Source organism: Xanthobacter tagetidis (assembly GCF_003667445.1).
In the GTDB taxonomy this organism is placed as follows: domain Bacteria; phylum Pseudomonadota; class Alphaproteobacteria; order Rhizobiales; family Xanthobacteraceae; genus Xanthobacter; species Xanthobacter tagetidis.
Genome location: NZ_RCTF01000014.1, coordinates 30805 through 56541 on the forward strand (window position 1 = coordinate 30805; position 25737 = coordinate 56541).

At 67.0% G+C, this 25737-nt stretch carries 27 protein-coding genes; 17 read left to right on the top strand and 10 right to left on the bottom strand.

Annotated elements, in window-relative coordinates:
- Positions 1-266: 266 nt before the first annotated feature.
- From D9R14_RS16090 to D9R14_RS16120, 7 genes are all read left to right on the top strand, one after another.
- Complete coding sequence (locus tag D9R14_RS16090) at positions 267-2027, top strand: acetolactate synthase 3 large subunit (protein WP_121624372.1); 1761 nt, start codon at positions 267-269, stop codon at positions 2025-2027.
- A gap of 163 nt (positions 2028-2190) precedes the next feature.
- A complete protein-coding gene (gene ilvN / locus D9R14_RS16095; RefSeq protein WP_121624373.1) occupies positions 2191-2706 on the top strand; it encodes an acetolactate synthase small subunit in 516 nt (171 codons plus the stop codon).
- 84 nt (positions 2707-2790) lie between these two features.
- A complete protein-coding gene (locus D9R14_RS16100; RefSeq protein ID WP_121624374.1) occupies positions 2791-3132 on the top strand; it encodes an AbrB/MazE/SpoVT family DNA-binding domain-containing protein in 342 nt (113 codons plus the stop codon).
- Positions 3113-3454: a type II toxin-antitoxin system PemK/MazF family toxin gene (locus tag D9R14_RS16105; protein WP_121624375.1), complete on the top strand. Its 342-nt coding sequence runs from the start codon at positions 3113-3115 to the stop codon at positions 3452-3454. The genes D9R14_RS16100 and D9R14_RS16105 overlap by 20 nt, the downstream gene beginning before the upstream one ends.
- A gap of 35 nt (positions 3455-3489) precedes the next feature.
- Positions 3490-4509, top strand: a complete 1020-nt coding sequence (gene ilvC / locus D9R14_RS16110; protein WP_121624452.1) for a ketol-acid reductoisomerase — start codon at positions 3490-3492, stop codon at positions 4507-4509.
- Between the two features lie 121 nt (positions 4510-4630).
- Complete coding sequence (locus D9R14_RS16115; RefSeq protein ID WP_147453045.1) at positions 4631-4840, top strand: hypothetical protein; 210 nt, start codon at positions 4631-4633, stop codon at positions 4838-4840.
- A gap of 266 nt (positions 4841-5106) precedes the next feature.
- Positions 5107-5538, top strand: a complete 432-nt coding sequence (locus D9R14_RS16120; protein ID WP_245420844.1) for a winged helix-turn-helix domain-containing protein — start codon at positions 5107-5109, stop codon at positions 5536-5538.
- Here D9R14_RS16120 and modC read toward each other — a convergent pair.
- The 3 genes from modC to modA form a co-directional block, all read right to left on the bottom strand.
- Positions 5444-6643, bottom strand: coding sequence for a molybdenum ABC transporter ATP-binding protein (gene modC / locus D9R14_RS16125; protein WP_394010654.1), 1200 nt, complete (start codon positions 6641-6643; stop codon positions 5444-5446). The genes D9R14_RS16120 and modC overlap by 95 nt on opposite strands.
- On the bottom strand, positions 6643-7341 hold the full coding sequence (modB, locus tag D9R14_RS16130) for a molybdate ABC transporter permease subunit (protein WP_121624379.1): 699 nt from the start codon (positions 7339-7341) through the stop codon (positions 6643-6645). Before modB ends, modC begins: the two co-directional genes overlap by 1 nt.
- Positions 7342-7539: 198 nt before the next feature.
- The gene (gene modA / locus D9R14_RS16135) at positions 7540-8349 is read right to left on the bottom strand and encodes a molybdate ABC transporter substrate-binding protein (protein ID WP_170168642.1); all 810 of its coding nucleotides are present in this window, start codon (positions 8347-8349) and stop codon (positions 7540-7542) included.
- A 160-nt stretch (positions 8350-8509) separates the two neighbouring features.
- Here modA and D9R14_RS16140 point away from each other — a divergent pair, with 160 nt between their 5' ends.
- Positions 8510-9145, top strand: coding sequence for a MarC family protein (locus D9R14_RS16140; RefSeq protein ID WP_121624380.1), 636 nt, complete (start codon positions 8510-8512; stop codon positions 9143-9145).
- A 69-nt stretch (positions 9146-9214) separates the two neighbouring features.
- Here D9R14_RS16140 and D9R14_RS16145 read toward each other — a convergent pair whose 3' ends face one another.
- Positions 9215-9739 carry a DedA family protein gene (locus D9R14_RS16145; protein ID WP_121624381.1) on the bottom strand — a complete coding sequence of 175 codons (525 nt, stop codon included), beginning with the start codon at positions 9737-9739 and terminating at the stop codon, positions 9215-9217.
- A gap of 396 nt (positions 9740-10135) precedes the next feature.
- Here D9R14_RS16145 and D9R14_RS16150 point away from each other — a divergent pair, with 396 nt between their 5' ends.
- The 7 genes from D9R14_RS16150 to D9R14_RS16180 all read left to right on the top strand — a co-directional run bounded on the left by D9R14_RS16150 (position 10136) and on the right by D9R14_RS16180 (position 16354).
- Positions 10136-11713: a DEAD/DEAH box helicase gene (locus D9R14_RS16150; RefSeq protein ID WP_121624382.1), complete on the top strand. Its 1578-nt coding sequence runs from the start codon at positions 10136-10138 to the stop codon at positions 11711-11713.
- Positions 11714-11845: 132 nt separating this feature from the next.
- Positions 11846-12121: a translation initiation factor IF-1 gene (gene infA, locus D9R14_RS16155; protein ID WP_012115181.1), complete on the top strand. Its 276-nt coding sequence runs from the start codon at positions 11846-11848 to the stop codon at positions 12119-12121.
- A gap of 113 nt (positions 12122-12234) precedes the next feature.
- On the top strand, positions 12235-12729 hold the full coding sequence (locus D9R14_RS16160; RefSeq protein ID WP_121624383.1) for a DUF2165 family protein: 495 nt from the start codon (positions 12235-12237) through the stop codon (positions 12727-12729).
- Positions 12730-12920: 191 nt separating this feature from the next.
- Positions 12921-13748, top strand: coding sequence for an ABC transporter ATP-binding protein (locus D9R14_RS16165; protein ID WP_394010656.1), 828 nt, complete (start codon positions 12921-12923; stop codon positions 13746-13748).
- A gap of 5 nt (positions 13749-13753) precedes the next feature.
- Positions 13754-14569, top strand: coding sequence for an ABC transporter permease (locus D9R14_RS16170; RefSeq protein ID WP_245420845.1), 816 nt, complete (start codon positions 13754-13756; stop codon positions 14567-14569).
- 41 nt (positions 14570-14610) lie between these two features.
- Positions 14611-15636, top strand: a complete 1026-nt coding sequence (locus tag D9R14_RS16175) for an ABC transporter substrate-binding protein (RefSeq protein WP_121624384.1) — start codon at positions 14611-14613, stop codon at positions 15634-15636.
- 511 nt (positions 15637-16147) lie between these two features.
- The gene (locus D9R14_RS16180; RefSeq protein ID WP_121624385.1) at positions 16148-16354 is read left to right on the top strand and encodes a cold-shock protein; all 207 of its coding nucleotides are present in this window, start codon (positions 16148-16150) and stop codon (positions 16352-16354) included.
- A 126-nt stretch (positions 16355-16480) separates the two neighbouring features.
- Here D9R14_RS16180 and D9R14_RS16185 read toward each other — a convergent pair whose 3' ends face one another.
- Together D9R14_RS16185 and D9R14_RS16190 are read right to left on the bottom strand one after the other, a co-directional pair.
- Positions 16481-17068 (bottom strand): L,D-transpeptidase, encoded by a 588-nt coding sequence (locus D9R14_RS16185; protein ID WP_121624386.1) that lies wholly within the window; start codon positions 17066-17068, stop codon positions 16481-16483.
- A 193-nt stretch (positions 17069-17261) separates the two neighbouring features.
- Complete coding sequence (locus D9R14_RS16190) at positions 17262-18113, bottom strand: alpha/beta fold hydrolase (RefSeq protein ID WP_121624387.1); 852 nt, start codon at positions 18111-18113, stop codon at positions 17262-17264.
- A gap of 176 nt (positions 18114-18289) precedes the next feature.
- Here D9R14_RS16190 and D9R14_RS16195 point away from each other — a divergent pair, with 176 nt between their 5' ends.
- Entirely contained in the window at positions 18290-19588 is a 1299-nt protein-coding gene (locus D9R14_RS16195) for a hypothetical protein (RefSeq protein WP_121624388.1), read from the top strand.
- 365 nt (positions 19589-19953) lie between these two features.
- The gene (locus D9R14_RS16200) at positions 19954-21183 is read left to right on the top strand and encodes a tyrosine-type recombinase/integrase (RefSeq protein WP_121624389.1); all 1230 of its coding nucleotides are present in this window, start codon (positions 19954-19956) and stop codon (positions 21181-21183) included.
- A 221-nt stretch (positions 21184-21404) separates the two neighbouring features.
- Here the strand turns inward: D9R14_RS16200 and D9R14_RS22935 are convergent, their stop codons facing one another.
- The 4 genes from D9R14_RS22935 to D9R14_RS16215 form a co-directional block, all read right to left on the bottom strand.
- Positions 21405-21773 carry a hypothetical protein gene (locus D9R14_RS22935; protein ID WP_147453046.1) on the bottom strand — a complete coding sequence of 123 codons (369 nt, stop codon included), beginning with the start codon at positions 21771-21773 and terminating at the stop codon, positions 21405-21407.
- A gap of 71 nt (positions 21774-21844) precedes the next feature.
- Positions 21845-22141 carry a GcrA family cell cycle regulator gene (locus tag D9R14_RS23590; RefSeq protein WP_121624390.1) on the bottom strand — a complete coding sequence of 99 codons (297 nt, stop codon included), beginning with the start codon at positions 22139-22141 and terminating at the stop codon, positions 21845-21847.
- Entirely contained in the window at positions 22138-22410 is a 273-nt protein-coding gene (locus D9R14_RS16210) for a helix-turn-helix transcriptional regulator (RefSeq protein ID WP_121624391.1), read from the bottom strand. The genes D9R14_RS23590 and D9R14_RS16210 overlap by 4 nt, the downstream gene beginning before the upstream one ends.
- A gap of 909 nt (positions 22411-23319) precedes the next feature.
- The gene (locus tag D9R14_RS16215; RefSeq protein WP_170168643.1) at positions 23320-25698 is read right to left on the bottom strand and encodes a DUF3987 domain-containing protein; all 2379 of its coding nucleotides are present in this window, start codon (positions 25696-25698) and stop codon (positions 23320-23322) included.
- Positions 25699-25737: the final 39 nt, after the last annotated feature.

Sequence of the window (25737 nt, forward strand, 5' to 3'; positions counted from 1 at the left end):
CGGTGGGTAGTTTCGCGCAACTTTTGAAAGGGACAGCGCCGTCATGCGCAATATCGTTATCCTTATCGTAGGTGGGCGCGCCACTGCCGGATCGGCCTGACGGCCGGTCGGAAGACAGGTGGCGCGCGCTTAGAGGGGCCTTCGGGCCCCTTCGTCGTTTCTGGGGCCCCGCCGCGCCGCATGCGCGGGCCGGGGCAGCGGGGTTCAGGGCGCTTCAGGCGCCCGACGGGTCGAGCGGCGCCGCGGCGCCCAGGGAGTTTGAGGCAATGGAAAAGCAGATGACCGGCGCCGAAATGGTGATCCAGGCCTTCGCCGACCAGGGCGTGAGCCACATCTTCGGCTATCCGGGCGGCGCGGTGCTGCCCATCTATGACGCTCTGTTCCACCAGAACGAGATCGAGCACATCCTGGTGCGCCACGAGCAGGCCGCGGTCCACTCGGCCGAGGGCTATGCCCGCTCCTCCGGCAAGGTGGGCGTGGTGCTCGTCACCTCCGGCCCCGGCGCCACCAACGCCGTCACCGGCCTCACCGACGCGCTGATGGATTCGATCCCGGTCGTGTGCATCAGCGGTCAGGTGGCGACCCACCTCATCGGCAACGACGCCTTCCAGGAATGCGACACGGTCGGCATCACGCGTCCCTGCACCAAGCACAATTACCTGGTGCGGGACGTGAACGACCTCGCGCGCGTGCTGCACGAGGCATTCTACGTGGCGCAGAACGGGCGTCCCGGCCCGGTGGTGGTGGACATCCCCAAGGACGTGCAGTTCGCCACCGGCACCTATGTCGGCCGCGAGAACATCGTCCACAAGACCTACCGGCCCAAGCTCAACGCCGAGCAGCCGCAGATCGCCGCGGCGGTGGAGATGATCGCCGGCGCGAAGAAGCCGATCTTCTACACCGGCGGCGGCGTCATCAATGCCGGGCCGGAGGCGAGCCGCCTCCTGCGCGAGCTGGCGCGCCTCACCGGCGTTCCCGTGACCTCGACGCTGATGGGGCTCGGCGCCTTTCCGGCGGCGTCCCGCCAGTGGCTGGGCATGCTGGGCATGCACGGCACCTACGAGGCCAACATGGCCATGCACGACTGCGACGTGATGGTGTGCATCGGCGCGCGCTTCGACGACCGCATCACCGGGCGCCTCGACGCCTTTTCGCCGGGATCGAAGAAGATCCACATCGACATCGACCCGTCGTCCATCAACAAGAACGTCAAGGTCGACCTGCCGATCATCGGCGATTGCGGCCGCGTGCTCGCCGACCTCGTTTCCGCCTGGAAGGCGCGCGACCTGCAGATGGACCGCGCGGCGCTCGACGCCTGGTGGGGCCAGATCGATCGCTGGCGGGCGCGCAACTGCCTCGCCTACCGGGCGTCCGACGAGATCATCAAGCCGCAATACGCCATCGAGCGCCTCTATGCGGCCACCAAGGACAAGGACGTCTACATCTCCACCGAGGTGGGCCAGCACCAGATGTGGGCGGCGCAGTTCTTCCGCTTCGAGGAGCCGAACCGCTGGATGACCTCCGGCGGCCTCGGCACCATGGGCTACGGCCTGCCGGCCGCCATCGGCGCGCAGAAGGCGCACCCCGACGCGTTGTGCATCGACATCGCCGGCGAAGCCTCCATCCTCATGAACATGCAGGAGATGTCGACCGCCGTGCAGTTCGACCTGCCGGTGAAGATCTTCATCCTCAACAACAAGTACATGGGCATGGTGCGCCAGTGGCAGGAGCTGCTGCACGGCGGGCGCTACTCCCACTCCTATTCCGAGGCGCTGCCCGACTTCGTGAAGCTGGCCGACGCCTATGGCGGCGTGGGCATCCGCTGCGAGAAGCCGGGCGACCTCGATGCCGCCATCGCGGAGATGATCTCCGTCCGCCGCCCGGTGATCTTCGACTGCATCGTGGACCAGCAGGAGAACTGCTTCCCCATGATCCCGTCGGGGCGCGCCCACAACGAGATGATCCTCGGCGACATGGCGATCGACCTCGACGCGGCCATCACCGACGAGGGCAAGATGCTGGTGTGAGGTCGAGCGGTCCACCGCAGAACGCAGTCATGCCCCGGCTTGTCCGGGGCATCCACTCCGCGGCGAGACGCCTTGCCACCGGTGCTTCAGCGGCCTGGTGGATCCCCCGGACAAGCCGGGGGATGACGGCGCCTCTCAATCTCTTGCCCATTCCGAGAGTTCCATGCCCCAGACCTCCGAGCCCACCGAGCGCCATACCCTGTCCGTCCTGGTCGACAACGAGCCGGGCGTGCTCGCGCGCGTCATCGGCCTGTTCTCCGGCCGCGGCTACAACATCGACAGCCTCACGGTGTCGGAGGTGAGCCACGAGGGGCACCTCTCGCGCATCACCATCGTCACCACCGGCACGCCCATGGTGATCGAGCAGATCAAGAACCAGCTCGACCGCCTCGTCCCGGTGCACCGGGTGCGCGACCTCACCGTCGAGGCGGCCTCGCTGGAGCGGGAACTCGCCATGGTGAAGGTGCGCGGCGTGGGCGAGGCCCGCGGCGAGGCGCTCCGTCTCGCGGAAGCCTTCCGCGCCCGCGTCATCGACGCCACCCGCGAGAGCTTCGTGTTCGAGATCACCGGCAAGTCCGACAAGATCGACCAGTTCGCCTGGCTTATGGAGCCGCTCGGCCTGGTCGAGGTGGCGCGCACCGGCGTGGTCGCCATCTCGCGCGGGCCGGAGGGGATGTGAGCGTTTCGATGGCGGCAGGAGGGCTTGCGCCCTCTGTCCGCTAGGGATATACGCCCGGATATACAATGAAGGTCCGCTACGGCGATGAAGGTCAAGGTCGCGAAATGGGGCAACAGCGTTGCCGTGCGGATTCCCAAGTCCGTCGCGGACGACCTCGGCTTGCGTCCTGGCAGCGTGGTCGAGCTTGAACGCGACGGGTCGTCGGTCTCTATCCATGCCGAGCCCAAGGTCAAGATTCCGCGCTATCGGCTTGAGGATCTGGTGGCCGAAATGAAGCGGCTGGGACCGGAAAATGAGCCTGAAACGGTGGACTGGGGGCCTGATGTTGGCTCCGAGATCATCGACGATGAGTGGTCGAACCCCACGGGAAGCCGCGATGGTGCCCCGGTGCGCGGCAAGAGCGACGATGCCTCTCGCCGCCGGTGACATCGTCTGGGCGGAGCTGGACCCGGTCCGAGGCCGCGAGCAGGCGGGACGACGGCCGGCGCTCGTGGTCTCGCTGGAACTCTACAATTTGACCTCGCGCCGCGCGTTCATATGCCCGATCACCTCGCGCGTCAGGGACTGGCCCTACAACGTGCCTCTGCCGGACGGCACGAAAACCCGGGGCATGGTCCTTGTCGACCAGTTGCGCGCTGTCGATCAGGCCGCACGCATTTTTGGTCTGATCGAGCGCGGACCCGAAGAACTCCTGGCGGAAGTCCGCGGGCGCCTCGTGACGCTCCTCGGCATCCCGCTTCCCGCCTGACCATTCCCTAAGAAAACGCCCACAAGGAGACAATGATGCGCGTTTACTACGATCGCGACGCCGACCTGAACCTCATCAAGGGCAAGAAGGTCGCCGTCGTCGGCTATGGCAGCCAGGGCCATGCCCATGCGCTGAACATGCGCGACTCGGGCGTGAAGGATGTCGTGGTCGCCCTGCGCCCCGGCTCCGCCACCGCCAAGAAGGCCGAGGCCGAAGGCTTCAAGGTGATGAGCCCCGCCGAGGCCGCCAAGTGGGCCGACGTGGTGATGATGCTCACCCCGGACGAGCTGCAGGGCGACATCTATCGCGAGAGCCTCGCCGACAACATGAAGCAGGGCGCGGCGCTGCTGTTCGCGCACGGCCTCAACGTGCACTTCAACCTGATCGAGCCGCGCGCCGACCTCGACGTGCTGATGGTCGCCCCCAAGGGCCCCGGCCACACCGTGCGCTCGGAGTATCAGCGCGGCGGCGGCGTGCCGACCCTGATCGCCATCGCCCAGGACGCCTCTGGCAACGCCCATGACCTCGGCCTGTCGTATGCCTCCGCCATCGGCGGCGGCCGCGCCGGCATCATCGAGACCACCTTCAAGGAAGAGTGCGAGACCGACCTGTTCGGCGAGCAGGTGGTGCTCTGCGGCGGCCTCGTGGAGCTGATCCGCGCCGGCTTCGAGACCCTGGTGGAAGCCGGCTACGCCCCCGAGATGGCCTATTTCGAGTGCCTGCACGAGGTGAAGCTGATCGTCGACCTCATCTATGAGGGCGGCATCGCCAACATGAACTACTCCATCTCCAACACCGCCGAGTACGGCGAGTACGTCACCGGCCCCCGCATCATCACCGCCGAGACCAAGGCCGAGATGAAGCGCGTGCTCACCGACATCCAGTCCGGCAAGTTCACGCGCGACTGGATGCTGGAGAACAAGGTGAACCAGACCTCGTTCAAGGCGACCCGCGCCAAGGCGAACGCCCACCAGATCGAGGAAGTGGGCGAGAAGCTGCGCGCCATGATGCCCTGGATCAAGGCCAAGGCGCTGGTGGACAAGACCAAGAACTGATCCTCATTCGTTGAGGCGTGCCCCGGAGCGGCGAAGGCTGCTCCGGGGCATTTTTGTTTGCGATGGCGACTTGGCGTATCTGACTGTATTCTTGGCCTCCATTTCAGGCGGAGCAGACGCCGTGCCTGCCAAGAAGCAATTGGAGGAAGCTGACCGGGCGATCCAGGAGGTCGACTGGGAGAAGCTGCGCGCCATGAGCGACGACAAAATCCGTGCAGCCTGGGCCTGGGACAAGGACATGACCTGGCCCACCGACGAGGAACTCGCCGAGTTCGACCTCGTCATCCCCGCGAAAAGCCGCCGGAAGCCGCCGAAGGAAGCGGCGGAGTAGCCGCACGAAGCGCACCGGCGCCGACGGCCATGCCCTGGCGGCTTGCCCAACCTTCAAATCTAGAGGGCCGATAACGCAGCCTCCGGGCGCGCTGGCCGCAGGGCCGTGCCGGCTGGCGGAATGCCGCCCTGCGCGATGGACGGATCGGCAGGCCCGGCGGGCATCGGGCTCCCCGGTCGAACGGTTCCAATCATCCGCCCCTTGAGAGGCGGCGGGGAGATTTTTGCGGCCGGGCAGGCTATGCTCTGCGTCGAGGAGCGCCCGCCGTGACCGAAGACGCCCGCACCACCGATCCCCGCCTGTTCCTGCGCATCGATTTTGCCGACGGGCGCAAGCTCGGGCCGGGCAAGATCACCCTGCTTGAGGCGATCCGCGTCCACGGCTCCATCCTCTCCGCCGCCAAGGCCATCGGCATGAGCTATCGGCGTGCCTGGCTGCTGATCGACGAACTCGACCGCATGTTCGATGCGAAGGTGATCGTCACCTATCCCGGCCGCCGCGGCGCGGGCACCGAGGTGACGGCGTTCGGCGCGCGCGTCATCGCGCTCTACCGGGCGAGCGAGCGGCAGGCGGCCAAGGCCACCCGCGCGTCGGTGGACGAGCTCAGGGCGTCTCTCGCGGTGGAGTTCCGCCCGGGATCAGACGAAGAGGAAGAGCCGTCCGAGACGGCTGAGACGCCGGCGCAGCAGGCGGGCTGACGATCTCGGCGCCCGGCGATGAAAACCCCGCGGGCCGCGAATCCACCGTCACGGCCTTGATCATGGCCCACACCGGCGTGCCCGGCTCCAGTGCGAGGCGCTCCACGCTCTCCTGCGTCACCAGGGAATAGATTATCGTGTGGGCCAGCGCGACCTCCACGTCCGCGAACGGGCCCTCGGCGCGGGTGATCTTGCTGATGGTGCCGGCGAGCCGGTTCGTCACCGATACGTCGATGGGCCGCGAAAGCGAGAGCGAGACGTCGCGCGAGCGGATGCGGGCGCGGGCGGGGGCACCCACCGGACGGCCCACCAGCGGCACGCGCAATTCGCCGTCGGCGAACGTGACGGTGGACAGGCCGAAGCGTTCGTCATGGGCGGTGACGGTGCATTCGAGAATGGTGCCGACGTCGAACCGGCCGATCACCGGCAGCAGTTCGGGGCGCGAGAGCACGTCGGAGAGCGGCCCGCAGGCGATGACCTTGCCGTCCGTGACCGCGGCCACGGCGGAGGACAGGCGCAGCACCTCCTCGATGGAGTGGCTGACATAGAGGATGGGCAGCTTCAGCTCGTCCCGCAGCCGCTCCAGATAGGGCAGGATCTCGCCCTTGCGCATCTCGTCCAGCGAGGCGAGGGGCTCGTCCATCAGCAGCAGCCGGGGCTGGGAGAGCAGCGCCCGGCCGATGGCGACGCGCTGCTTCTCGCCGCCGGACAGGGTGTGGGGCCGGCGCGCCAGCAGGTGCGCGATGCCGAGCATGGCGACCACCGCGTCGAAGGAGATGGTGCGCTCCCGCCGGCTGCGGCGCTCGCCGTAGCGCAGGTTGCCCTCCACGCTCATGTGCGGGAACAGCCGCGCGTCCTGGAACACGTAGCCCACGTGGCGCTTCTCGATCGGCAGGTCGATGCCCCGGCTGGAATCGAAGAAGGTCTCGCCGTCGACTCGCACATGGCCGCGGTCGGGCTTCACCGAGCCGGCCACCACCTGGATGATGGTGGTCTTGCCCGAGCCCGAGCGGCCGAACAAGGCGGTCACGCCCTCGCCGGGCGCGGTGAAGTTCGCCTCCAGCGTGAAGCCGGTGGAGCGGGCGAGCGAAACGTCGATCTCGATCATATGCGCCCCAGGGCGATCTTGATGCGCCGGTCCGCCATCTCGGCGAGGATGAGGGCGCCCAGCGCCAGCACCACCGAGACGGCGGTGAGCCGCAGCGCCATGGCGTCGCCGTCCGGCATGTGGGTCGCGCTGTAGATGGCGAGCGGGATGGTGCGCGTCTCGCCTTCGACGTTCGACACGAAGGTGATGGTCGCGCCGAACTCGCCCAGCGCCGAGGCGAGCGCGATCAGCGCCCCGGACAGGATGCCCGGCAGCATCAGAGGCAGCGTCACGGTGAAGAAGGCGTCGAGCTTCGAGGCGCCCAGCGTGCGCGCGGCGGTCTCCAGGCCCTTGTCCACCCCGTCGATGGCGAGGCGCACCGCATTCACCGAGAGCGGGAAGCTCACCACGGCGGCGGCGACCGTCGCGCCGGCGGTGGTGAACATGAGGCTGATGCCGAACCACTCATAGAGATATTGGCCGAGATAGCCGCGCGTGCCGAGCGTGATGAGCAGCAGATAGCCCACCACCACCTTCGGCAGCACCAAGGGCAGATGGATGATGCCGTCGAACAGGCCCTTTCCGGGGAAGTTCAGGCGCGCGAGAATCCAGCCGATGAGGATGGCCGGCGGCATGCTCCAGATCGTGGCCCAGAAGGCCACCTGGAGACTGAGCCGCACGGCGGTCCATTCTTCCGGCGTCAGAAATGTCGTCATCCCGGCCACCAGAGCGCGCACCGATCAGCCAGCGTGGCAGCGGATCGGAAGACGCGGTCTCCTTGTGAGATTGAGAGGGCGCAGCACCGGGCAGGCAGGCCTGCCTGCCCGGATCGCGCTCTGGGAAGCAAATCTTAAGCCGGGCGCGCAGGCACCGGAAGGCTCCGGCGCGGCTCTCCGCACCGCCGCCCGCGCCGCTCAGCGGACCGTGAAGCCGTATTTCTTGTAGATCTCCTTCGCCTCGGGGCCGGTGAGGAAGGCGAAGAAGTCCTTGGCGGCCGGAGTGTCCTGGCCCTTCACCAGGGCGAAGGGATATTCCACCGGCGGGTGGCTGTCGGCCGGGAAGACCGCGACCACCTTCACGTTCTTGGCGATGGCGGCGTCGGTGGCGTAGACCACGCCGTAGGGCACCTCGCCGCGCTCCACCAGAGTGAGCGCCGCGCGCACGCTCTCGGCGCCGACGATGCGGGGCGCCACCTTGTCCCACAGGCCGAGAGTGGTGAAGGCGGTCTTGGCGTAGATGCCCACCGGCACGCTGTCGGTCAGGCCGGTGGCGATGCGCCCATTCGCGCCGAGTAGCGCCTCGATGTCCATGCCCTTGGAGATGGCGACGGGCTGCGCCTTGTCGGCGGGGGCCACCAGAACCAGCGCATTGCCGATGGGGACGACGCGGGTGTCCTTCAGGGTCAGGCCCTTGCCGTCGGTATAGTCCATCCACTTCAGGTCGGCCGAGGCGAAGATGCTGGCCGGGGCGCCGGCTTCCATCTGCTTGGCGAGAGCGGAAGAGGCGGCGAAGGAGAATCGCGGCGCCGGCTTGCCCTTGGCCTCATAGGCCTTGCCGATGTCCTGGAAGGCGTTGGTGAGGCTGGCGGCGGCAAAGGTGGTGACGGTGGAGGTGGCGCCGGCGGTGCTGGCGGCCGGCTGCTCGGCACGGGCGGATACAGCGAACGCCGAGGCCAGGACGAGGCCGAGGACGAATCCGCGGCGCTGTTGCAGGAAATTGATCATGGCAATGCTCCCGAGTGATATGTCCGTTCATATATAGGTTCACGTAACGAGACAATAGCTGCGGGCCCTGCCGCGGGCGGCGCGGCCCGTGGCGCGGGTGGGAATGGCGCCGCAAATCGGGCACAAGGAAACCGCCTGTCCTCATGCGGAGCCGGAACCCATGGACCTGACGCTGGCCGCGAAGCTGTTTGCCGCACTGTTCGCCATCATGAGCCCGCTCAGCATCGTGCCGATCTTCCTGGCGCTGACCGCGGACCTCGACGCCGCCGGCCGCCGCAGCACGCTCATCGCCATGGTCGGGACGGTGACCATCGGCGCGCTGGTCTGCGCGTTCGCCGGCCACGCCTTGCTCGGCCTGTTTGGCATCGACGTCGCCCACTTCCGGCTCGCGGGCGGGCTGATCGTGCTGATGATCGCGCTCTCCATGCTGAGCGGCGACGACCATTCCTCGCACCAGGGCACCCCTGAGGAGAAGGCGCAGTACAAGTCCACGTCCAATCCCGGGGTCTATCCGCTCGGCCTGCCGATCGCGCTCGGGCCCGGCACCATGGCGACCATCATCGTCTACGCCCAGCAGTCGGGGACCGAGCCCGCCATCGCGGGCTTCTATGCGGGGCTTGTGGGCTATCTGGTGTTCTTCGCCGCGGCGATGGCGCTCGCGCCCTGGCTCGGATCGCGCCTGTCGCCCACCGCGCTCTCCATCTCCAAGCGGCTGATGGGCATCATCCTCGCCGCCATCGCCATGGAGATGGTCGGCGGCGCGCTGGGCGCGATGTTCCCCGGCTGGCTGAAGTGAGCGCCCTCTAACGTAATGATGGAGAACGCGTTATCGGGTCAGCTTGGGTGCAGGCTGATCGGCGCGTGCTCAGAAGCCGAGCAGCTTGGTGGCGGCGGCGCCCGGTGCCAGCATGGCGAACGACCACACCATGGCGCTGCCCACATTGGCCACCTGGAACGGCACGTGCCGCATGGCGAGGATGCCGGCGACCAGCGGCACCACCGCGCGCAGCGGGCCGAAGAACCGGCCGATGGCGACGCCCCAGACGCCGAAGCGGGTGAAGAAATCCTCGGCCCGGGCCACGAGGTCGGGCCGGCGCGACAGCGGCCAGAAGGTGCGTGCGCGGTCCTTGTAGTGGTAGCCGAGCCAGTAGGAGACCGCATCGCCCAGCGAGGCGCCGACGACCGCCGCGAGCCAGACCGGCCAGAGACTCAGCCCGCTGGCCTCCACCAGTGCGCCGATGGCCAGCATCAGCACCGTCGCGGGCACCAGGAAGGAGACGATGGCGAGCGATTCCCCGAAGGCGAGGCCGAACATCACGATGGGCATGAGGTTCGGGTGGTCCTGCAGGAACTTGGTGGTCGCTTCGACGACGGTGGCGGGATCGATCATGTCACCTCTCGCGCCCTATGTCGTCTGAAGCTCGCGCCCGCGCAAGGGCGCTTGTACGCCGCACCTCCAATTCTTCCGTTAGGGAATGGTGGCGAAAGGGCGCAGGCGGGCCCCAAGCCCACTATCCTTTGCGTTGTGCCTTGAAATAGACACGACGTTTCGCATATGAAGGGCGCACGCGCTTCGCTCATTCCGGCCGTTTCGGTCCGCAGCGGCGCATTCGGGCCGCGTAGCGGAGACCGCTCGGAGCTTTCCTGAAAGCTTGCAGACGCGGCTTTGCCCGATCTCATCCCTGATTGACGGACACCCCAGGCCACGCGGGATGTCGAAGACCCCGCAGCCCCACGCCGCGCCGCTCATCGGCCGCAGGCGCCTGCTGCCCATGAAAGACAGAGCTTGACCTCTTTTTCGACCCTCGGCCTCGCCGAGCCCCTCGTTCGCGCCCTGGAAGAGGCGCGCCTCACCATCCCCACCCCGATCCAGGACCAGGCCATTCCGAAGGTCCTCGCCGGCCGCGACCTGATCGGCATTGCCCAGACCGGCACCGGCAAGACCGCCGCCTTCGCTCTTCCCATCCTCGATCGCCTCATCCGCTATCGCCACCGGCCCGAGCCGAAGTCGGTGCGCGTGCTGGTGCTGTCGCCCACCCGCGAGCTGTCCGGCCAGATCGTCGACAGCTTCGAGAGCTTCGGCCGGCATGCCGGCACCACCGTGGAACTCGCCATCGGCGGCGTCCCCATGGGCCGCCAGATCCGTGCCCTCGGCCGCGGCGTCGATGTCCTTGTGGCCACCCCCGGCCGCCTGCTCGACCTTGCGGAGAACCGCGCAGTGCGGCTCGACCAGGTGGAGGTGTTCGTCCTCGACGAGGCGGACCAGATGCTGGACATGGGCTTCGTCCATGCCATCCGCGCCATCGTCCGGCGGCTGCCGCAGAAGCGGCATTCGCTGTTCTTCTCGGCCACCATGCCGCAGGCGATCGCGGAGCTTGCCGGCTCGATGCTGCATGACCCGGTGACGGTGGCGGTGACGCCGGTCGCCAAGACCGCCGACCGCGTCGAGCAGCGCGTCATCCATATCGACAAGGCCCGCAAGGGCGCGCTGCTGGCCGAGGTGCTCTCCCAGGAGCCGATCGACCGCGCCCTCGTCTTCACCCGCACCAAGCATGGCGCGGACAAGGTGGTGCGCGTGCTCGCCAAGGCCGGCCATCCGGCCGACGCGATCCACGGCAACAAGTCGCAGAACCAGCGCGACCGGGTGCTCCAGGCGTTCCGCGACGGCGAGATCCGGGTGCTGATCGCCACCGACATCGCCGCCCGCGGCATCGACGTCACCGGCGTCTCGCACGTGGTGAACTACGATCTGCCGAACGTGCCGGAAAGCTATGTCCACCGCATCGGCCGCACCGCGCGCGCCGGCCGCGAGGGCATCGCCATCTCGTTCTGCGACCACGAGGAGCGCGCGTTCCTCAAGTCCATCGAGCGGCTCATCAAGATGCAGATTCCGGCGACCGACCGGCGCGGCGCCGCCGCGCCCGAGGCGATCGCCGACGTGCCGTCCGAGGAGCGTTCGGCGGCGCGTCCGCAGAATGCCGGACGCCGCGGCGGGCCTTCGGGCTATGCCGGCGGCCATCGCGGCGGGCAGGGCCAGCGCTCCGGCGAGGGCCAGCCCCAGCGCGAGGGGCGCCCGCCCCGCCGCAGCGGCGAAGGCCGCTCCGCCGAAGGCCGCTCTTTCGAGCCGCGCGCCGGCGAGGGGCGCGGCCCCGAGCGCCGCGAGGATGCCCGCGCCCACGGCGGCGGCCGCCCCGAGCGCGCCGAGGGCCGCGGCCCGCGCGCCGAGCGCGGCCCGTCTTCCGGCAAGCCCATGGGCGCCATCGGCTTCATGAAGTCGGCGCCCGAGCGCGGCCAGCGGCCCCAGCCCGCCAATGGCGGGGCCAAGGGCGCTGCGAAGGGACCGGCCCAGCGCCCGGCCCGCTGATCCCCTGAGAACAACCGGTCCGCGCGGGACGTAAAATCCCGCGCGGACCAAACTGGCTATAGGCCGCACCGCGGTTTTGTGCGAAAAGTCCGCCACTTCCGCGCCCCGTGCGGCGCATTCGGAGACGACTATATGGCGAAGGAAGAATTGCTGGAGTTCGAAGGAACGGTGACGGAAGTGCTCCCGGACGGGAACTTCCGTGTACGGCTCGACAACGATCACCAGATCCTGGCCTATGCCGCCGGCAAGATGAAGAAGAACCGCATCCGCACCATCGAAGGCGACCGCGTGGTGGTGGAGATGTCGCCGTACGATCTCGATCGCGGCCGGATCAATTTCCGCCACAAGGCCGAGGGCAATGCTCCCCCGCCCGGCGCCCGTCGCCAGCAGAACTTCCGCCGCCGCTGATCTCGGGCTGCTGCCGTGTGCGGCGGCTGCTCCGCGCCCGCACGTCGGGCCGGAGTGACCGGTAGACGCGGGCCGCCGGGTTCCGGCATGGCGCCGGAATCAGGGAGGGGAAGATGGAGCTGCGCCTCGCCAAGGTCGCGCTGGTGGCTTCACTGGCCGCCTTCGCGCTCGTCGTCGCCTACGACAACATCGTCGACTACGATTCCAACTACCAGTTCGTGCGCCATGTGCTGAGCATGGACACGACCTTTCCCGGCAATGCGCTGATGGGCCGGGCGATCACGGACGAGCGCGTCTGGCGCGCCGCCTATGCCGCCATCATCGCCGCCGAGGGGCTGACCGGCCTGCTGCTCGCCGCCGGCGCCGCGCGCATGGCGCTCAATCTCGCCGCGCCCGCGGCTGCGTTCGAGCGCGCCAAGGGCCTCGCTTATCTCGGTGGTGCGCTCGCTTTCCTGATCTGGTTCTTCGGCTTCATGGTGGTCGCCGGCGAGTATTTTTCCATGTGGCAGTCGCGCGAATGGAACGGCCAGGCGGCCGCCTTCCGCTTGTATACCGCGGTGCTCGGCGTCCTGATCCTGCTGGCATTGCCGGAACGGGAAATCAGGTAGCCGCGGCCGGCCGCTCCGTCGCGGCGTATCCGCGCCCTTGCCTCTTTCGCGCCCGCGGCTACCTTGGCCCTCTTCGCCCTTCCGGCCCCGACGGCCGGCGATGGGCTTCAAGCCGGGGCAACCGGCAGGCGCGTCCTTGCGACGCGCGGTGAAGGCGGGAGGAAACGCGGGTGTCGCGACCCTTGAGCGTGGTGCAGGGCGGCCGCGAGACCGCGACACGGGCCGTGAGCCTTGCGGGCGTGCGCATCGCCTTCCCGGGAACGGGGCGGGCGGATGCGCCCTTCGTGGCGGTGGACGGGGTCGACCTCGATGTCGCGGACGGCGAGTTCGTCGCCATCGTCGGCCCCACCGGCTGCGGCAAGTCCACGCTGCTGAACGCCACCGCCGGTCTGCTCGTGCCCGCCGCCGGGTCGGTCTCCATCTTCGGCGCGCCGCTGGCGGGGCTGAACCGGCAGGCCGGCTACCTGTTCCAGGCGGAGGCGCTGTTTCCCTGGAAGACCGCGCTGGACAACGTGGCCATCGGCCTCGACGTCGCCGGCACCCCCCATGAGGAAGCGCGGGCGCGGGCGCGCGAATGGCTCTCGCGGGTCGGCCTCGCGGCGTTCGCCGATCGCTATCCCCACATGCTTTCGGGCGGGCAGAGGAAGCGCGTGGGCCTCGCCCAGGTGCTGATCCGCGACCCCAAGATCCTGCTCATGGACGAGCCGTTCGGCCCGCTCGATGCCCAGACGCGCCAGATCATGGGCGCGCTGCTGCTCGATCTGTGGAGCCATGACCGCAAGGCGGTGATGTTCGTGACCCATGATCTGGAGGAGGCCATCGCGCTCGCCGACCGGGTGGTCATCATGGGCGCCGGGCCGGCCTCGCGCATCATCGGCGAATGGCGCGTGCCCATCGCCCGCCCGCGCGACATGGACGTGCGCCTCGACGCCGCCTTCCACCAGCTTCACCGCGAGATCTGGTCGGCGCTGAAGGACGAGGTCGTGAAGGGCTACCAGCAATCGGAAAGCGTGGGCTGACGGCCATGATGCGCAACCGCATGGCGCTCGTGGCGCTGCAGATCCTCGTCGCCGTGGTGCTCATCGGCATCTGGCATTTCGGCTCGACCATCAAGCTCGACTGGCCGGCCATCTCGCCGAAGCCCTTCTACCCGCTCGATCCCTTCTTCTTCTCGACGCCGCTCGCGGTGTTCCAGCGCACCTTCAACGACTTCTATACCGGGGTGATCTGGTATCACCTGGGCATCACGCTGCTGGAGACCATGCTCGCCTTCGTCATCGGCGCGGCGGGCGGGGTGCTGATCGGCTTCTGGTTCGCCCGCAAGGCTCTGCTCGCCGCGGTGTTCGACCCCTATGTGAAGATGGCGAATGCGCTGCCCCGCGTTGTGCTGGCGCCGATCTTCGCGCTGTGGCTCGGGCTCGGCATCTGGTCCAAGGTGGCGCTCGGCGTGACGCTGGTCTTCTTCATCGTCTTCTTCAACGTCTATCAGGGCGTGAAGGAGGTGAGCCCGACCTTGCTCGCCAACGCCCGCATGCTGGGCATGAACGAGCGGCAGCTGATGCGCAACGTGTTCTGGCCGTCCGCGCTCTCCTGGATGTTCTCCTCGCTGCACACCGCGGTGGGCTTTGCGCTGGTGGGGGCGGTGGTGGGCGAATATCTCGGCTCGGCCGCGGGCCTCGGCTACCGCATCCACCAGGCGGAGGGCGTGTTCGACGTGACGGGGGTGTTCTCCGGCATGCTGGTGCTCGCCATCTTCGTCATCATCATCGACACCGTGGTGAGCGCGATCGAGAACCGCCTCATGGTCTGGCGCCCCGCGCCGGCCTCGGCGCAGGGATGAGATAAGCTTAAGCGAACAAACGGAAAATGGGAGGAAGCAAGATGACCGTTCTCAAGTCCGCGCTCGCCCTTGCGGCAGCGCTCGGTCTCGCCGCCGCGGTGGCGGGGCCGGCCTCGGCCCAGCAGGCGGAGAAGCCCAAGCTCACCCTCGGTGTGGGCGGCAAGCCGCTGCTCTATTACCTGCCGCTGACCATTGCCGAGCGGAAGGGCTTCTTCAAGGACGAGGGGCTCGACGTCACCATCAACGATTTCGGCGGCGGGGCGAAGTCGCTCCAGGCGCTGGTGGGCGGCTCGGTGGACGTGGTGACGGGCGCCTACGAGCACACCATCCGCATGCAGGCCAAGGGCCAGGACATCGTCTCGGTGATCGAGCTCGGGCGCTATCCGGGCATCGTCCTGGTCGCGAAGAAGGATGGAAAGATCAAGAGCGTCAAGGACATGAAGGGCGCCAAAGTGGGCGTCACCGCGCCCGGCTCCTCCACCAACTTCTTCGTCAACTTCCTGCTCGCCAAGGATGGCCTGAAGCCCGACGACGTCGCCTTCGTGGGCGTCGGCGGCGGCGCGTCGGCGGTGGCGCAGATGAAGCGCGGCGAGCTGGACGCCATGTCGAACCTCGACCCGGTCATCACCAAGCTGGAGAGCGACGGGGATGTGGTGGTGATCGCCGACAGCCGCACCGAGGCCGGCAACGACAAGATCTTCGGCGGCACCAACCCGGCGGCGGTGCTCTATCTCAAGCGCGACTTCACCGAGCAGAATCCGGTGACGACGCAAAAGCTGGTCAATGCCTTCTACAAGACGCTTCAGTGGCTGAAGACGGCCACGCCGGAGGATATCGCCGCCGTGGTTCCGGAAGAATACCTGCTCGGCGACAAGGCGCTCTACCTTGCCGCAGTGAAGAACTCCATGCCGATCTATTCCAAGACCGGCGTCATCCCGGAGAGCGGCATGAAGAACGCCCTCAACATGCTGGTGGAGTTTGATCCGGAACTGAAGGCGGCGAACGTCGATCTCGCCAAGACCTTCGATCCGCGCTTCGTCGCCAAGGCCGCGGGCGCCGCGAAGTGAGCCGTCCGGAGGCGGCCGCGCCGGCAGGTGCGGCCGCCTCCGCCGGTTCGTCAGGACGACTGCGCACCGGCCGGTTCCCGCGCAGATCCCGCTTGGTTCCGCTAATCTCGCCGAATCTCGCTGGTCTCGTCTCTGCAAGCCCGCGCCCCCCCTCGCGCTCCGGCGGACGAACCGGCAAGCCACCCTTGAAACGCCGCAATCGGCCCCTATATGAGGATCACCCAAAGCCGGACGCCGCGCTTTCGAGCGCGTGCGGGAGACGGACGGATGTACTCCGATCCCGCGACGGTAAAGGGTGTTCGCTCCCGCCGCATGCATGTCTCGCGCTGCACGGCGGGGCGAGCCCAGTGGACAGTTCGTCGTTCGGCCTGCTTCTTTTCGTATCCTTCGGGCCGCGACTGAAAGTCTTCCTTCTTCGGACATGTCCTGGATCTTGTGCGGAGGGCGGCGCGCGTGCGCGCAGCCGCCGCATCGGGTCCGCATCACGAGCCCGAACGCAAGGAGGCCTCCCATGGCCACGGGTACTGTCAAGTTTTTCAACGCCCAGAAGGGCTTCGGCTTCATCCAGCAGGACGGCGGCGGACCGGACGTGTTCGTCCACATCTCCGACGTCGAGCGCTCCGGCCTCTACAGCCTGAACGACGGCCAGAAGGTCTCGTTCGACGTGGTCGCCGACAACCGCGGAAAGAACAAGGCGGCGAACCTCGCCGCGCTCTGAGGCGCCGCTCGCCGGCCCTGACGCCGCTTCGGCGGCGCGGGTATGGCTGACGCGAAAGCGCTGATGCGAAAATGGAAAAGGCCCGGGTCTCGCGACCCGGGCCTTTTTCTTTGGCGATGGCTGAGCCTATTGCTGGACGTAGACCGTCGCGCCGACGCGCACCCGGTTGTAGAGGTCCACCACGTCGTCGTTGGTCATGCGGAAGCAGCCCGAGGAGACCGCCTGGCCGATGGTCTCCGGCTCGTTGGAGCCGTGGATGCGGTAGAGGCTGGAGCCGAGATACATGGCGCGGGCGCCGAGCGGGTTGTCGATGCCGCCGGGCATGTAGCGCGGCAGATCGGGGCGGCGGCGCAGCATCTGTGCCGGCGGGGTCCAGCCCGGCCATTCGCGCTTGGCGCTCACGGTCTTCACGCCATACCAGCGGAAGCCGTCGCGGCCGACGCCGATGCCGTAGCGGATCGCCTGGCCCGGCGCGGTCACGTAATAGAGCCGGCGCTCGGAGGTGCGGATAACGACGGTGCCGGGCGCGTATTTCGGATCGATCGACACGCTCTGGCGCGGGATCGGGCCCGAGCCGCCCATGGACATGCCGGCCGGCGGATGGAACATCTTGAAGAAGTCGAAGATCTCGTAGCGGTCGTCGGCGCGCGCCGGCGCGGCCGCCGCCAGCAGCGCCGCCAAAGCGGCGACGACCAGAAGTCTCATATGCGTCATGGCTCAGTCTCGGCTCGCGGGCGCTAGGACGGCCCCCAACCTTGTCGCCACAAATCAGCCATGACTGCAACCGCTTTGTGCCGCACTTGCCGCGGGTGCACGCCAGTGTGATGCGCTTTTCGCGCGCCCTGCGGTGCGCCGGCAACGGTGGAGAGCCGGGGCGGAAGGGCAGGCGCCGGGAGCGGGGAACCGCTCAGCGGGGGGCGATCGCGGCGGCGAAGCGCGCCAGCGCGGCGTTGAAGGCCTCGGGCGTCTCCAGGAACGGGGCGTGGCCGGCCTCCGCGAACATCTCCAGCCGCGCGCCGGGCACGGTGGCGGCGATATGCTCGGCCATGGCGGGCGCCACCACGATGTCGCGCGCGCCCTGCACCGCCAGCACCGGCAGGTCGAGGCCGGCGAGCAGGCCGTCAAAGTCGGCCGGCCGTCCGAACATGCCGGCGCGCACCTCTGCCGGCACCATCATGTTGAAGCCGAGCAGGGTCTCGAACGCGTCGCGCTCCGGCGCGCGGGCGAAGCAGCTGCGCAGGAAGGCGCGCGTGGCGGCGACGTTGGTGGCGGTGTCGGGGCTGCACATCTGCCGCATCAGGCGGTTGCAGGTGCCGAAGAACCTCTTCTCGTTGGACACCACGCCGGCCACGAACACGATGCCCGAAATGTCCCCGGCGCCGTGCGCCGCGAGATAGTCGCAGATGATGCGCCCGGCATAGGACCAGCCCACCAGCACCGGGCGTCGGAGCCCGGTCTGGGCGATCACCGCCGCAAGCTCGCCGGCCCAGCGTCCCGCCTCCTGGTAGAACGCCGCGTCGAGCGGCTTGTCCGAGGCGCCGTGGCCGCGAAAGTCGTAGGTGGCGCGCCGCAGGTGGGCGAGCTGCGGGCTCGCCACCTGCGCGTCCCAGCACAGGCCGCACTGGGAAAAGCCATGGATGAAGAGCAGATCGGGACCCGTCGGGGGCCCCTCCGCTTCCCACACGCTGGCGGCGACGGAAAGCCCGTCCGGGGTGGTCACGCTCAAGGTCTGGGGGGCGGGGGCGCCGGTGTCGCTCATGGCGTCAGGCTTGCCCCAGCTTCCCGCGTCTGCCAAGCCCCCGGCGCGTCCGATTTCCGCCGTCAAGCACCCGCAGCCTCGCGGCGCGGGCCGGCGGAACGCGAGTCGCCCGAATCGCCGTCTGCGTGCACAATTCGCAACATAAGAACCAACGCGCCACTTGAGGGAGCACCCCTATGCACCACCGGTTCCGTCTGAAGGCGCTCGCGCTCGCGCTGGCGTGCGGTGCGGCGATCGCCCCCGCCCCGGCCGGCGCGGCCGAGAGCTATATGAGCGTCGGCCTGCCCTTCTTCGCGCCCTACCGGGTGGCGATCGCCAACGTGGACGTGCGCGACGGCAAGGTCACGGGCACGCTGGCGCCGCCGGCCGGCGATCCGCGCCCGCCGCTGCCGCTCTCCGGCACGCTCGCCAACGGGCGCATGCGGCTCGTCATCGGCACCGGCGCGGAATCCTACACGCTCGACCTGCGCGAGGGCGAGCAGGACCAGCAGCAGATCTGGAGCGAGACGGCGCCGCTGCCCGATCTCGACGCCATCGCTTTGTTCCGGCCGGTGGGCGGCTTCTCCGAGACCGGCCTCGCCTTGCAGCATCTCGACGTCAACTGGTGCGGCCAGCTGATCGGTGGCCTCGCCATCCAGCTCAACACCGCGGCACTCCGGGGCGCGGCCGAGGCGCCCGCCGCGCTGGCCGATCTCGACGTGGTGGTCGGCCCGAACCGCGGCAACGTCTCGACCGTCAAGCTGAAGGACGTCTGGTCGCGGCTGCGCCTCGCCGTCCAGGCCTCCGATGCCGACCCGGTGGTGGTGGACGTGCGCGCCCCGCTCGGCGGCGAAGCGCAGATGGCGCGCACGCTGCGCGCGCTGCCGCAGGTCGCGGCCGTGGGGCTGCCGGCCTCGTGCGGGGAGCTGGCGCTGGCCGGGGTGCCGCGCGAACGGGTGATGGACGGCGGCGCGGTCAGCGAGGCCAAGCTCAAGGCCTATGGGGAGCAGCTTCTGCCGCGCCTCATTTCCGGCGCCGAGCCGGGCGCGCGCGGCCCCGGCGCGCGCAAGTTCAAGCTCTCCGGGCTCCAGGTGGCGCGCGACGCCGCCGGGCTGCCCACGCTCACCGCGACGCTCCAGGGGGACGCGGAGGCGACCCGCCTCGGCAAGGGCGAGGTGGACCAGTTCACGCTCACCCTCACGCCGCTCGTCACCGCCGGCGACACCGGCGAGACCATCTCGCTCATTCCCACCGTCTCGCGCCTGCGCACGGCGCCGCGCCGCGGCCCGCAGGCGCCCGACGAGGCCGCGTTCAAGCCGGCCCAGGACCCGGCGGTGACCGCCGCGGTGCGCCACCGCCTCACCACCTGGCTCGCCGCCAACGAGAGCCTTGCCTGCTCGTTCCTCACCCAGACCTCGTTCCAGGAGCCCGACAACGCCCTGGTCTGCGCCAACCGCATGCTGGACAGCGTGGCGGGCGACGAGGGGGGGAATTGAGGGGGCCCCGTTGAGCGCCGCGCCGCGCCGGGACCGAAGGGGCCGGGCGCGGCGTTCGTGCGGGGCCGATCGGATGGCGCCATCGCGTGCGGCAAGGACGGTCCCGGGCAAAGACGATCCCGGGCAAGGACCTGCCGCCGTCGATGTGATCTGAATGGGGAAGCGGAATGGTGGGCGATGCAGGGACTTGGCACCGTACCGAATGAGCCCGAATAGCGCCGAATCATGTTGACGACGAGTCACTCAAGCCATTGATTATACTATATTTTTGCCGCATTCGCCTGCCATATAGCCCCGTATTGCACTGTATTGCGTGGCCTGCCATTCCGGGGGTCGCGCCGGTAGCTGGGGCAAAGGGTAGCTACATGGGAAAGCTGACGGTGAAGCGGGTAGCCGGCCTCAAGGACATGGGCCGATACGGCGACGGGCAAGGGCTATTCTTGCAGGTGACGGCCACCGGGACGAAAAGTTGGCTCTACCGCTGGGAGCGGGATGGTCGCGAGCGGTGCATGGGGCTCGGCAGCGTCCATGACGTGGACTTGGAGGAAGCGCGGGACTTGGCCCGCGACATGCGGCGGCTGGTCCGCGCTGGTCGCGATCCCGTTGCCGAACGCAGGGCCGAGCGCGAGCAGCGGAAGGCCGAAGCGCGCAAGCTGCTCCTATTCCGTGACGCAGCGACGCAATATTTCGATAGCCACGAGCGGAAATGGGCCAGCCGGAAGACCCGGGAGGTTTTCTTGGCCCGGCTGAAGACGTTTGTTTATCCCCACATCGGAGCGTTGGCCGTCAGCGACATCAACACGCAGGACGTGTTGAAGGTGTTGGAGCCGATTTGGCACAGCAGGACCGAAACCGCTTCGAGGGTACGTGGATACATCGAGGCCATTCTGGCGTTCGCCACGGTGAAGGGCTATCGCACCGGCGACAACCCGGCGCGGTGGGCAGGCCACCTCCGAGAAGCCTTGCCGTCCCCGGCCGCCATCGCGCCCGATCAGCATTACGCAGCGTTGCCCGTCAAGGAGGTGGCCGCTTTCTTCGCCCGTGTGACCACAATGGGCGGAATGGCTGCGCTCGCCCTGCGGTTCACGATTTTGACGGCCGCGCGGACGAACGAAACCATCGGCGCGACGTGGGACGAAATCGACCTTGAGCGCGGCCTATGGACGATCCCTGCGGCCCGCATGAAAATGCGGCGCGACCATCGCGTGCCGCTCAGCCAAGCCGCCATCGAACTGCTCAAGGCCGTGCCGCACGAGAAGGGCAACGCCCATGTGTTCGCCGGCATGCGCAAGGGCTCGGGGCTCAGCAACGTGGCAATGCTCGGCCTGCTCAAGGTGCGCATGGGCGTGACCGACATCACTGTTCACGGGTTCCGCAGCACGTTCCGGGATTGGGCCGGCGATCACACCGAGTTTCCGCGCGAGGTGGTGGAGGCCGCTCTCGCTCACGCGGTGGGCGATGCGACCGAGCAGGCTTACCGGCGCAGTGATGCGCTGGAACGGCGCCGGGTGCTGATGGAGGCTTGGGCGGACTATTGCCTTGGGAAGGCTCCTACCTCGAACGTCCTGCCGATGCAGCGGGCGGCCGGTAGCTGATCCGGGGGAGGTGTGGGAATGGGGTCATTTTACCTAATGATCGCAAGCTAGTTCGGAGTCTGAATTAGGAACCGAACTGGTGGAGAACAAAACGGGATCAAAAAAGGGCGCCGCGAGGCGCCCTTTTTCGTGACCGCATGGGAAGGCAATTGCGAGGATCGTTTTCGGCTGGGAAGCCGTCGTCGCGTCCGTCACGCCTGCCCAACGCCAACGTGGGGCAATCAGGCGATCGCAGCTTCGGCTTCGTCCAACTCTTCTTCAGCTTCAGGTGGGCCATCGGCCGGACGATTTGCAATCAAGTCTGTCACATCGCTCCATTCTTCCATCCGGAAAACATGGACGCGTCGGACGTATCGGCAAAAGGTAGGAGCATTGCCGGTAAGCGCACCTTGCAGCCGCATGATCGCGGTGATCGGGTTTTGATCGGCTTCGGTATGATACAGGGAGCCTTGCGGATGGGCTGTAAACCCACATCCGGCCAAGGCCGCCGGTATCTCGCGCTGGTAAACCGTCACGATCTCCGCCTTGGTCATCCCTGCAGTTCGCATGGATTTTGTGTCCAGATCAAAAGCGATAGCATATTGAGCCATTCATTTCCCCTTGTTGGCGCTTAAAGATACGAGAATGGCAGACCTGACGACAAGGTTATTGCTATCCCCCGTCAATTGACCGCAGCACCATCGGCCCGCCGGATGATACCCCCGACCGAGGCCGTCTTCCACGGAGGCGGGGCGTAGGCGCGAGCATGGTGCCTCGGGCAATAACTGGAGCCCGGCTGCACAGCGTCGCCACACGCCATGAGGTCAGCCCCGGCCCCATCGACCGGCCATCGGCAGTGGTACCTTTCGCAGTCGATCAGGAGGCGGCGGTGCGGGGCCTCGGCGGGCGCCTCGCGCATGGCGGCTTCCGCCATCTGCACCCATGCCCCGGCGGCCACGGTCTTCGTTGCCGCGCTCATGCCAGCTCCCTCCGGCGCTGAACCTTGTGGGTTGCAGGCGGGCGCGTCCGGCTGCTGCTCGCCTTGGCTCTCATCCAGGCAAGGACTTCGGCCTCAATCCAAACCCGCGTTTTGGCGCTCAGGTAGACCGGTGCCGGGAAGTCACCTTCCCTCACCAGATCATCGAGGAAGCTGCGGCCGATGCCGACAAGCTGGTAAACCTCCTCCACCCGCAGGAACCGAAGGTTCGGCTCATTGCTGGTGGGGGCGTTGGAGTCTTCTTCCGGCATGACCGCTTCCACTGTGGCTATTGCCCCGCATGGGGCTGCATTACGTTGTGACCCACTGTAACCACAGTGAAAGCATTGATTTGAAGCGCTTTTTGCAGTCTGATGTGAAGTATTCGCAGTCGGATTGCGGAAAATACTTATGCGGAGTGCTTTTGGCTGTGGAGGGCTTCAAGGGGTGGCAGGCCCTGGGGAGGTGTGTCATAGGGCATGAACGCGAAGGACGGGGAGGGCGGTGGGGACGGTGGGACGCGGAAGGCGAGAGCCGCACCCACTCTCGTATGCGCGCCCGCAAGGGCCGTCCAACGGCCGACCAAGGCAAATCGCTAGGACAGGCCATGGGCGGGCGTTCGTGGTTCCGGGACTACCTGCCTAGCCCGGCCACCCACCGCGCGAGTCTGGCCCCCACCGCTGGCGAGCGGCGCAGCCTGTCCCGCGCCGGGGCGTCCCGCACATTTGGCGCACGTCGCAGACCGGGCGGACGGCGGGGGCAGATGCGATGACCACATTTGAGGCCAGCACCATGCCGGCCGCGCGCCATCCTCGCAATGTTCGGCGGCACTGGCAGGCATTGAATGCCGCTGACCTCAATGGAGGTATTTGGGTGAGAATTAGGTAGCCCACGACTGGGCACCCGACGGCCCATAATTCACAGCGCACGGCTGTGGTCCCGTTTGCAGCTTTGCAGTTTGCAGCTTATAGCCCCCCCCTACCTGCCGAGCCGGGGAGTGTACCCTAATGCAAAGCTGCAAACGTGTAGAAGAATTGTATATAACTTATTATTTTTCAGTCACTTGTTCGTTTGCAGCTCGCGCTGCAAACGGCTGCAAAGCTGCAAACCATTTTGGGCAAAAGAAGCCCCGGCACCATGTGGTGACACCGGGGCGGATCGACTTCAATTGACATCCAGGTTCAGGCCGTCAAACGGAAGGCTGGCCCGTCATACTTGAACTCGCTGCTTAAGGTGAGTTTGGGAATTTCCATCAGGCTCTGGTTTTCAATGGCCACCTTGATTGCAATGTCAAGAGCGGCCTTGTCCCCCGACCTGTGCTTAGTGAAAGCATCAGTCCTCGTATTCTGCCGGATGTATGATTTCGGAATGATTCCAGCCTTTCGCAGGTGTTCAAGTTTGCGGAATTGCTGCGGAACGTCCTTGTCATCCAAATTCAGATACTTGTGACAGACGTGGATAACCTTCTTCTCGCGGTCTGCATCACCCTGCCCAATGTCGCCGGTATCGAATTTCTCGAGGAAGAGTCTGTTGCTTTCATGAACAAACCAAATGGACCACTGCACCTGTGGCAACGTCATAATCGGGAATCCATAGTATTCAACCACTGCCTGCAACGCGGTGAGTTTCAACACCTTGAGATGCGTATCGCCCCAGATGGCCGCGATGCCGGAATCCTGCTCCTCGTTATATTTCGCGTCGCAGAGCTTAAGGTGCTCCCTCAATGCCGCTTCCGCCTCGGCGTCAGCAATGACCTTTTGAGGCTGTTCTCCCCGAGTGACACGGGCGTTAAGCTCCATCATGTGGGCTGCGAGGGATGTGAAATAGTCCCGATCTTCCTGCGGCATTGCGTTGCCGCGCCAGTTATTCTCATCGCCGCGCGGCGTTGTCACGTAGCGACATAGGAATCGGGCCATGAACCCTTCTTCCATCATGTTGCGCGTGAGCGCGCCTTCAAAGCGCCCCGGAGTCGTTTCGCCAATGATGGACAGCGCGGGGCGGGTTGTTTCGGGAATGTTATCCGCTCGGTCCGCGTAAGCCTTCCCGCCCATCTTCTTGATGTTGTAAAGGGTTGTGATCTCGCCTCGAAGGGACGCCATGGCATCCCCCGGACGAGCCGTCGCCATGGCTTCAAGGGTGACGCCAAATTCCCGGACAAAGACGCAGAAGCCGGGATCTTTGGCGACTTCGCGGAGCAGTGCGGTACCAGAGGAAAAGTTCAGCGACCGCAGTCGAGTGCTGGCGAGCGGCACGCCGGGGATCACTGGCACCTTCAAGGATTGCAGGAATTGCTCCGGAAAATCGTGCAGCGCGTCTTTGCCAAACCGGGACTTCGCGACCAACAGGAGGTAGAGCGCCAAGTCCGCGCCCGTGTAGGTCTCGCACGCCCGCCCACATAGGCCAGCCAACCAGCCAAAGGCGCCCATTGTCGCAACCTCGGGGTTCGGCCGCTTGCTGTTGCAGTAGAACTCGTGCATGAGCCTCCCCGTCCGTCCCGGCGGGGGACAGAACATAGGCTCACTTGGGGCGGGCTCTGCCGCCCGATCTGCCTGCGCTGCTTCATAGGTGAGCGACTTTCCAATTTGGATTTTGGCCAGCGTCTCAGCTTCCTCCACCAGCTTGGACACCACGAAGGTAAGGGTGCGATTCAGATAGTCGTCATTCCGGTGCGCCTTGAACCGAGGGCTGCTCCGCCGAATGTCCCACCCCCCGAGCTTGGACTCGCGGAATAACCGGAACACCTGCTCCTTGTCCTCCGTGGCCTTCCATAGGAAGTTCATGAGTGCGGCGTCGGCTTCCGACTGCGACGGATATCCGGGGATGTCGCCCGCCCACAGACGCTCGAACTGCGCCGCGTTGCTCCACGAGCGAAGCCAATCCATCACCTCGCTGTCTGTGCGCCGTTCGACGGTGCAAGGAGGCAGGTCCACCAGCTTCAGGGCGCCCGTACGCTTCCGGTACTCCTCTGCGATCCGCTTCACTTCGTCGTCGCGGTCTTCGATGGCTTCCGGCAACTCCTGTAGCCTATTGCCGGTGCAGATCATGAAACGGTCTTGGGAGTAGACTTCGAGGAACTGACTATGGATGCCGGGGCCAATGTCGCCGCGCACCAGCACATGCAGGCCCCACCCGGAACGGGAGCGCTCGGTGTAGCTGCTCACCTTCTGAACGTAGCTCCATAGGCTGTCCATCACGTCCGGTGGCGTCCAACGCCTCGGCTCGTCGGGGTGCGTGGTGGAGTTCTTTACGTCCACGTCGAGGACGGTGAAGCCGCACCCCTTCGTGAAGACGAACCCCACGTAGCCGTTGCACACCCTCGCGGCGGCTACGGCTGCATCGAATGTCATCCAGTCGTCAGGCTTGGAGACGCTGCCGTGAACCGTCCTGCCGTCGCGCAGCGTGTGGGGTGCCTTGTCGGCGCCTGCGAACATCCATTGGGGGATGGCGCGCAGCTCCGCCGGGATATTCAGGAGCTTGGCGAAACGCGCATCGAGGCGCTTCGCTTCGTCATCCGCATATGCCGCGTTCAGGAGCGCAAGGTCTTCAAACTCATCCGTCATAGTACATCTTCCCATACGGGCCAGATGTACCGGAACAGC

Excerpts from the sequence above, each read along its gene's own strand:
- D9R14_RS16090 (WP_121624372.1), top strand. The coding sequence starts at position 267 with ATGGAAAAGCAGATGACCGGCGCCGAAATGGTGATCCAGGCCTTCGCC.
- ilvN (WP_121624373.1), top strand. The coding sequence starts at position 2,191 with ATGCCCCAGACCTCCGAGCCCACCGAGCGCCATACCCTGTCCGTCCTG.
- D9R14_RS16100 (WP_121624374.1), top strand. The coding sequence starts at position 2,791 with ATGAAGGTCAAGGTCGCGAAATGGGGCAACAGCGTTGCCGTGCGGATT.
- D9R14_RS16105 (WP_121624375.1), top strand. The coding sequence starts at position 3,113 with ATGCCTCTCGCCGCCGGTGACATCGTCTGGGCGGAGCTGGACCCGGTC.
- ilvC (WP_121624452.1), top strand. The coding sequence starts at position 3,490 with ATGCGCGTTTACTACGATCGCGACGCCGACCTGAACCTCATCAAGGGC.
- modB (WP_121624379.1), bottom strand. The coding sequence starts at position 7,341 with ATGACGACATTTCTGACGCCGGAAGAATGGACCGCCGTGCGGCTCAGT.
- modA (WP_170168642.1), bottom strand. The coding sequence starts at position 8,349 with ATGATCAATTTCCTGCAACAGCGCCGCGGATTCGTCCTCGGCCTCGTC.
- D9R14_RS16140 (WP_121624380.1), top strand. The coding sequence starts at position 8,510 with ATGGACCTGACGCTGGCCGCGAAGCTGTTTGCCGCACTGTTCGCCATC.
- D9R14_RS16145 (WP_121624381.1), bottom strand. The coding sequence starts at position 9,739 with ATGATCGATCCCGCCACCGTCGTCGAAGCGACCACCAAGTTCCTGCAG.
- infA (WP_012115181.1), top strand. The coding sequence starts at position 11,846 with ATGGCGAAGGAAGAATTGCTGGAGTTCGAAGGAACGGTGACGGAAGTG.
- D9R14_RS16160 (WP_121624383.1), top strand. The coding sequence starts at position 12,235 with ATGGAGCTGCGCCTCGCCAAGGTCGCGCTGGTGGCTTCACTGGCCGCC.
- D9R14_RS16170 (WP_245420845.1), top strand. The coding sequence starts at position 13,754 with ATGATGCGCAACCGCATGGCGCTCGTGGCGCTGCAGATCCTCGTCGCC.
- D9R14_RS16175 (WP_121624384.1), top strand. The coding sequence starts at position 14,611 with ATGACCGTTCTCAAGTCCGCGCTCGCCCTTGCGGCAGCGCTCGGTCTC.
- D9R14_RS16180 (WP_121624385.1), top strand. The coding sequence starts at position 16,148 with ATGGCCACGGGTACTGTCAAGTTTTTCAACGCCCAGAAGGGCTTCGGC.
- D9R14_RS16185 (WP_121624386.1), bottom strand. The coding sequence starts at position 17,068 with ATGACGCATATGAGACTTCTGGTCGTCGCCGCTTTGGCGGCGCTGCTG.
- D9R14_RS16190 (WP_121624387.1), bottom strand. The coding sequence starts at position 18,113 with ATGAGCGACACCGGCGCCCCCGCCCCCCAGACCTTGAGCGTGACCACC.
- D9R14_RS16195 (WP_121624388.1), top strand. The coding sequence starts at position 18,290 with ATGCACCACCGGTTCCGTCTGAAGGCGCTCGCGCTCGCGCTGGCGTGC.
- D9R14_RS16200 (WP_121624389.1), top strand. The coding sequence starts at position 19,954 with ATGGGAAAGCTGACGGTGAAGCGGGTAGCCGGCCTCAAGGACATGGGC.
- D9R14_RS22935 (WP_147453046.1), bottom strand. The coding sequence starts at position 21,773 with ATGGCTCAATATGCTATCGCTTTTGATCTGGACACAAAATCCATGCGA.
- D9R14_RS23590 (WP_121624390.1), bottom strand. The coding sequence starts at position 22,141 with ATGAGCGCGGCAACGAAGACCGTGGCCGCCGGGGCATGGGTGCAGATG.
- D9R14_RS16210 (WP_121624391.1), bottom strand. The coding sequence starts at position 22,410 with ATGCCGGAAGAAGACTCCAACGCCCCCACCAGCAATGAGCCGAACCTT.
- D9R14_RS16215 (WP_170168643.1), bottom strand. The coding sequence starts at position 25,698 with ATGACGGATGAGTTTGAAGACCTTGCGCTCCTGAACGCGGCATATGCG.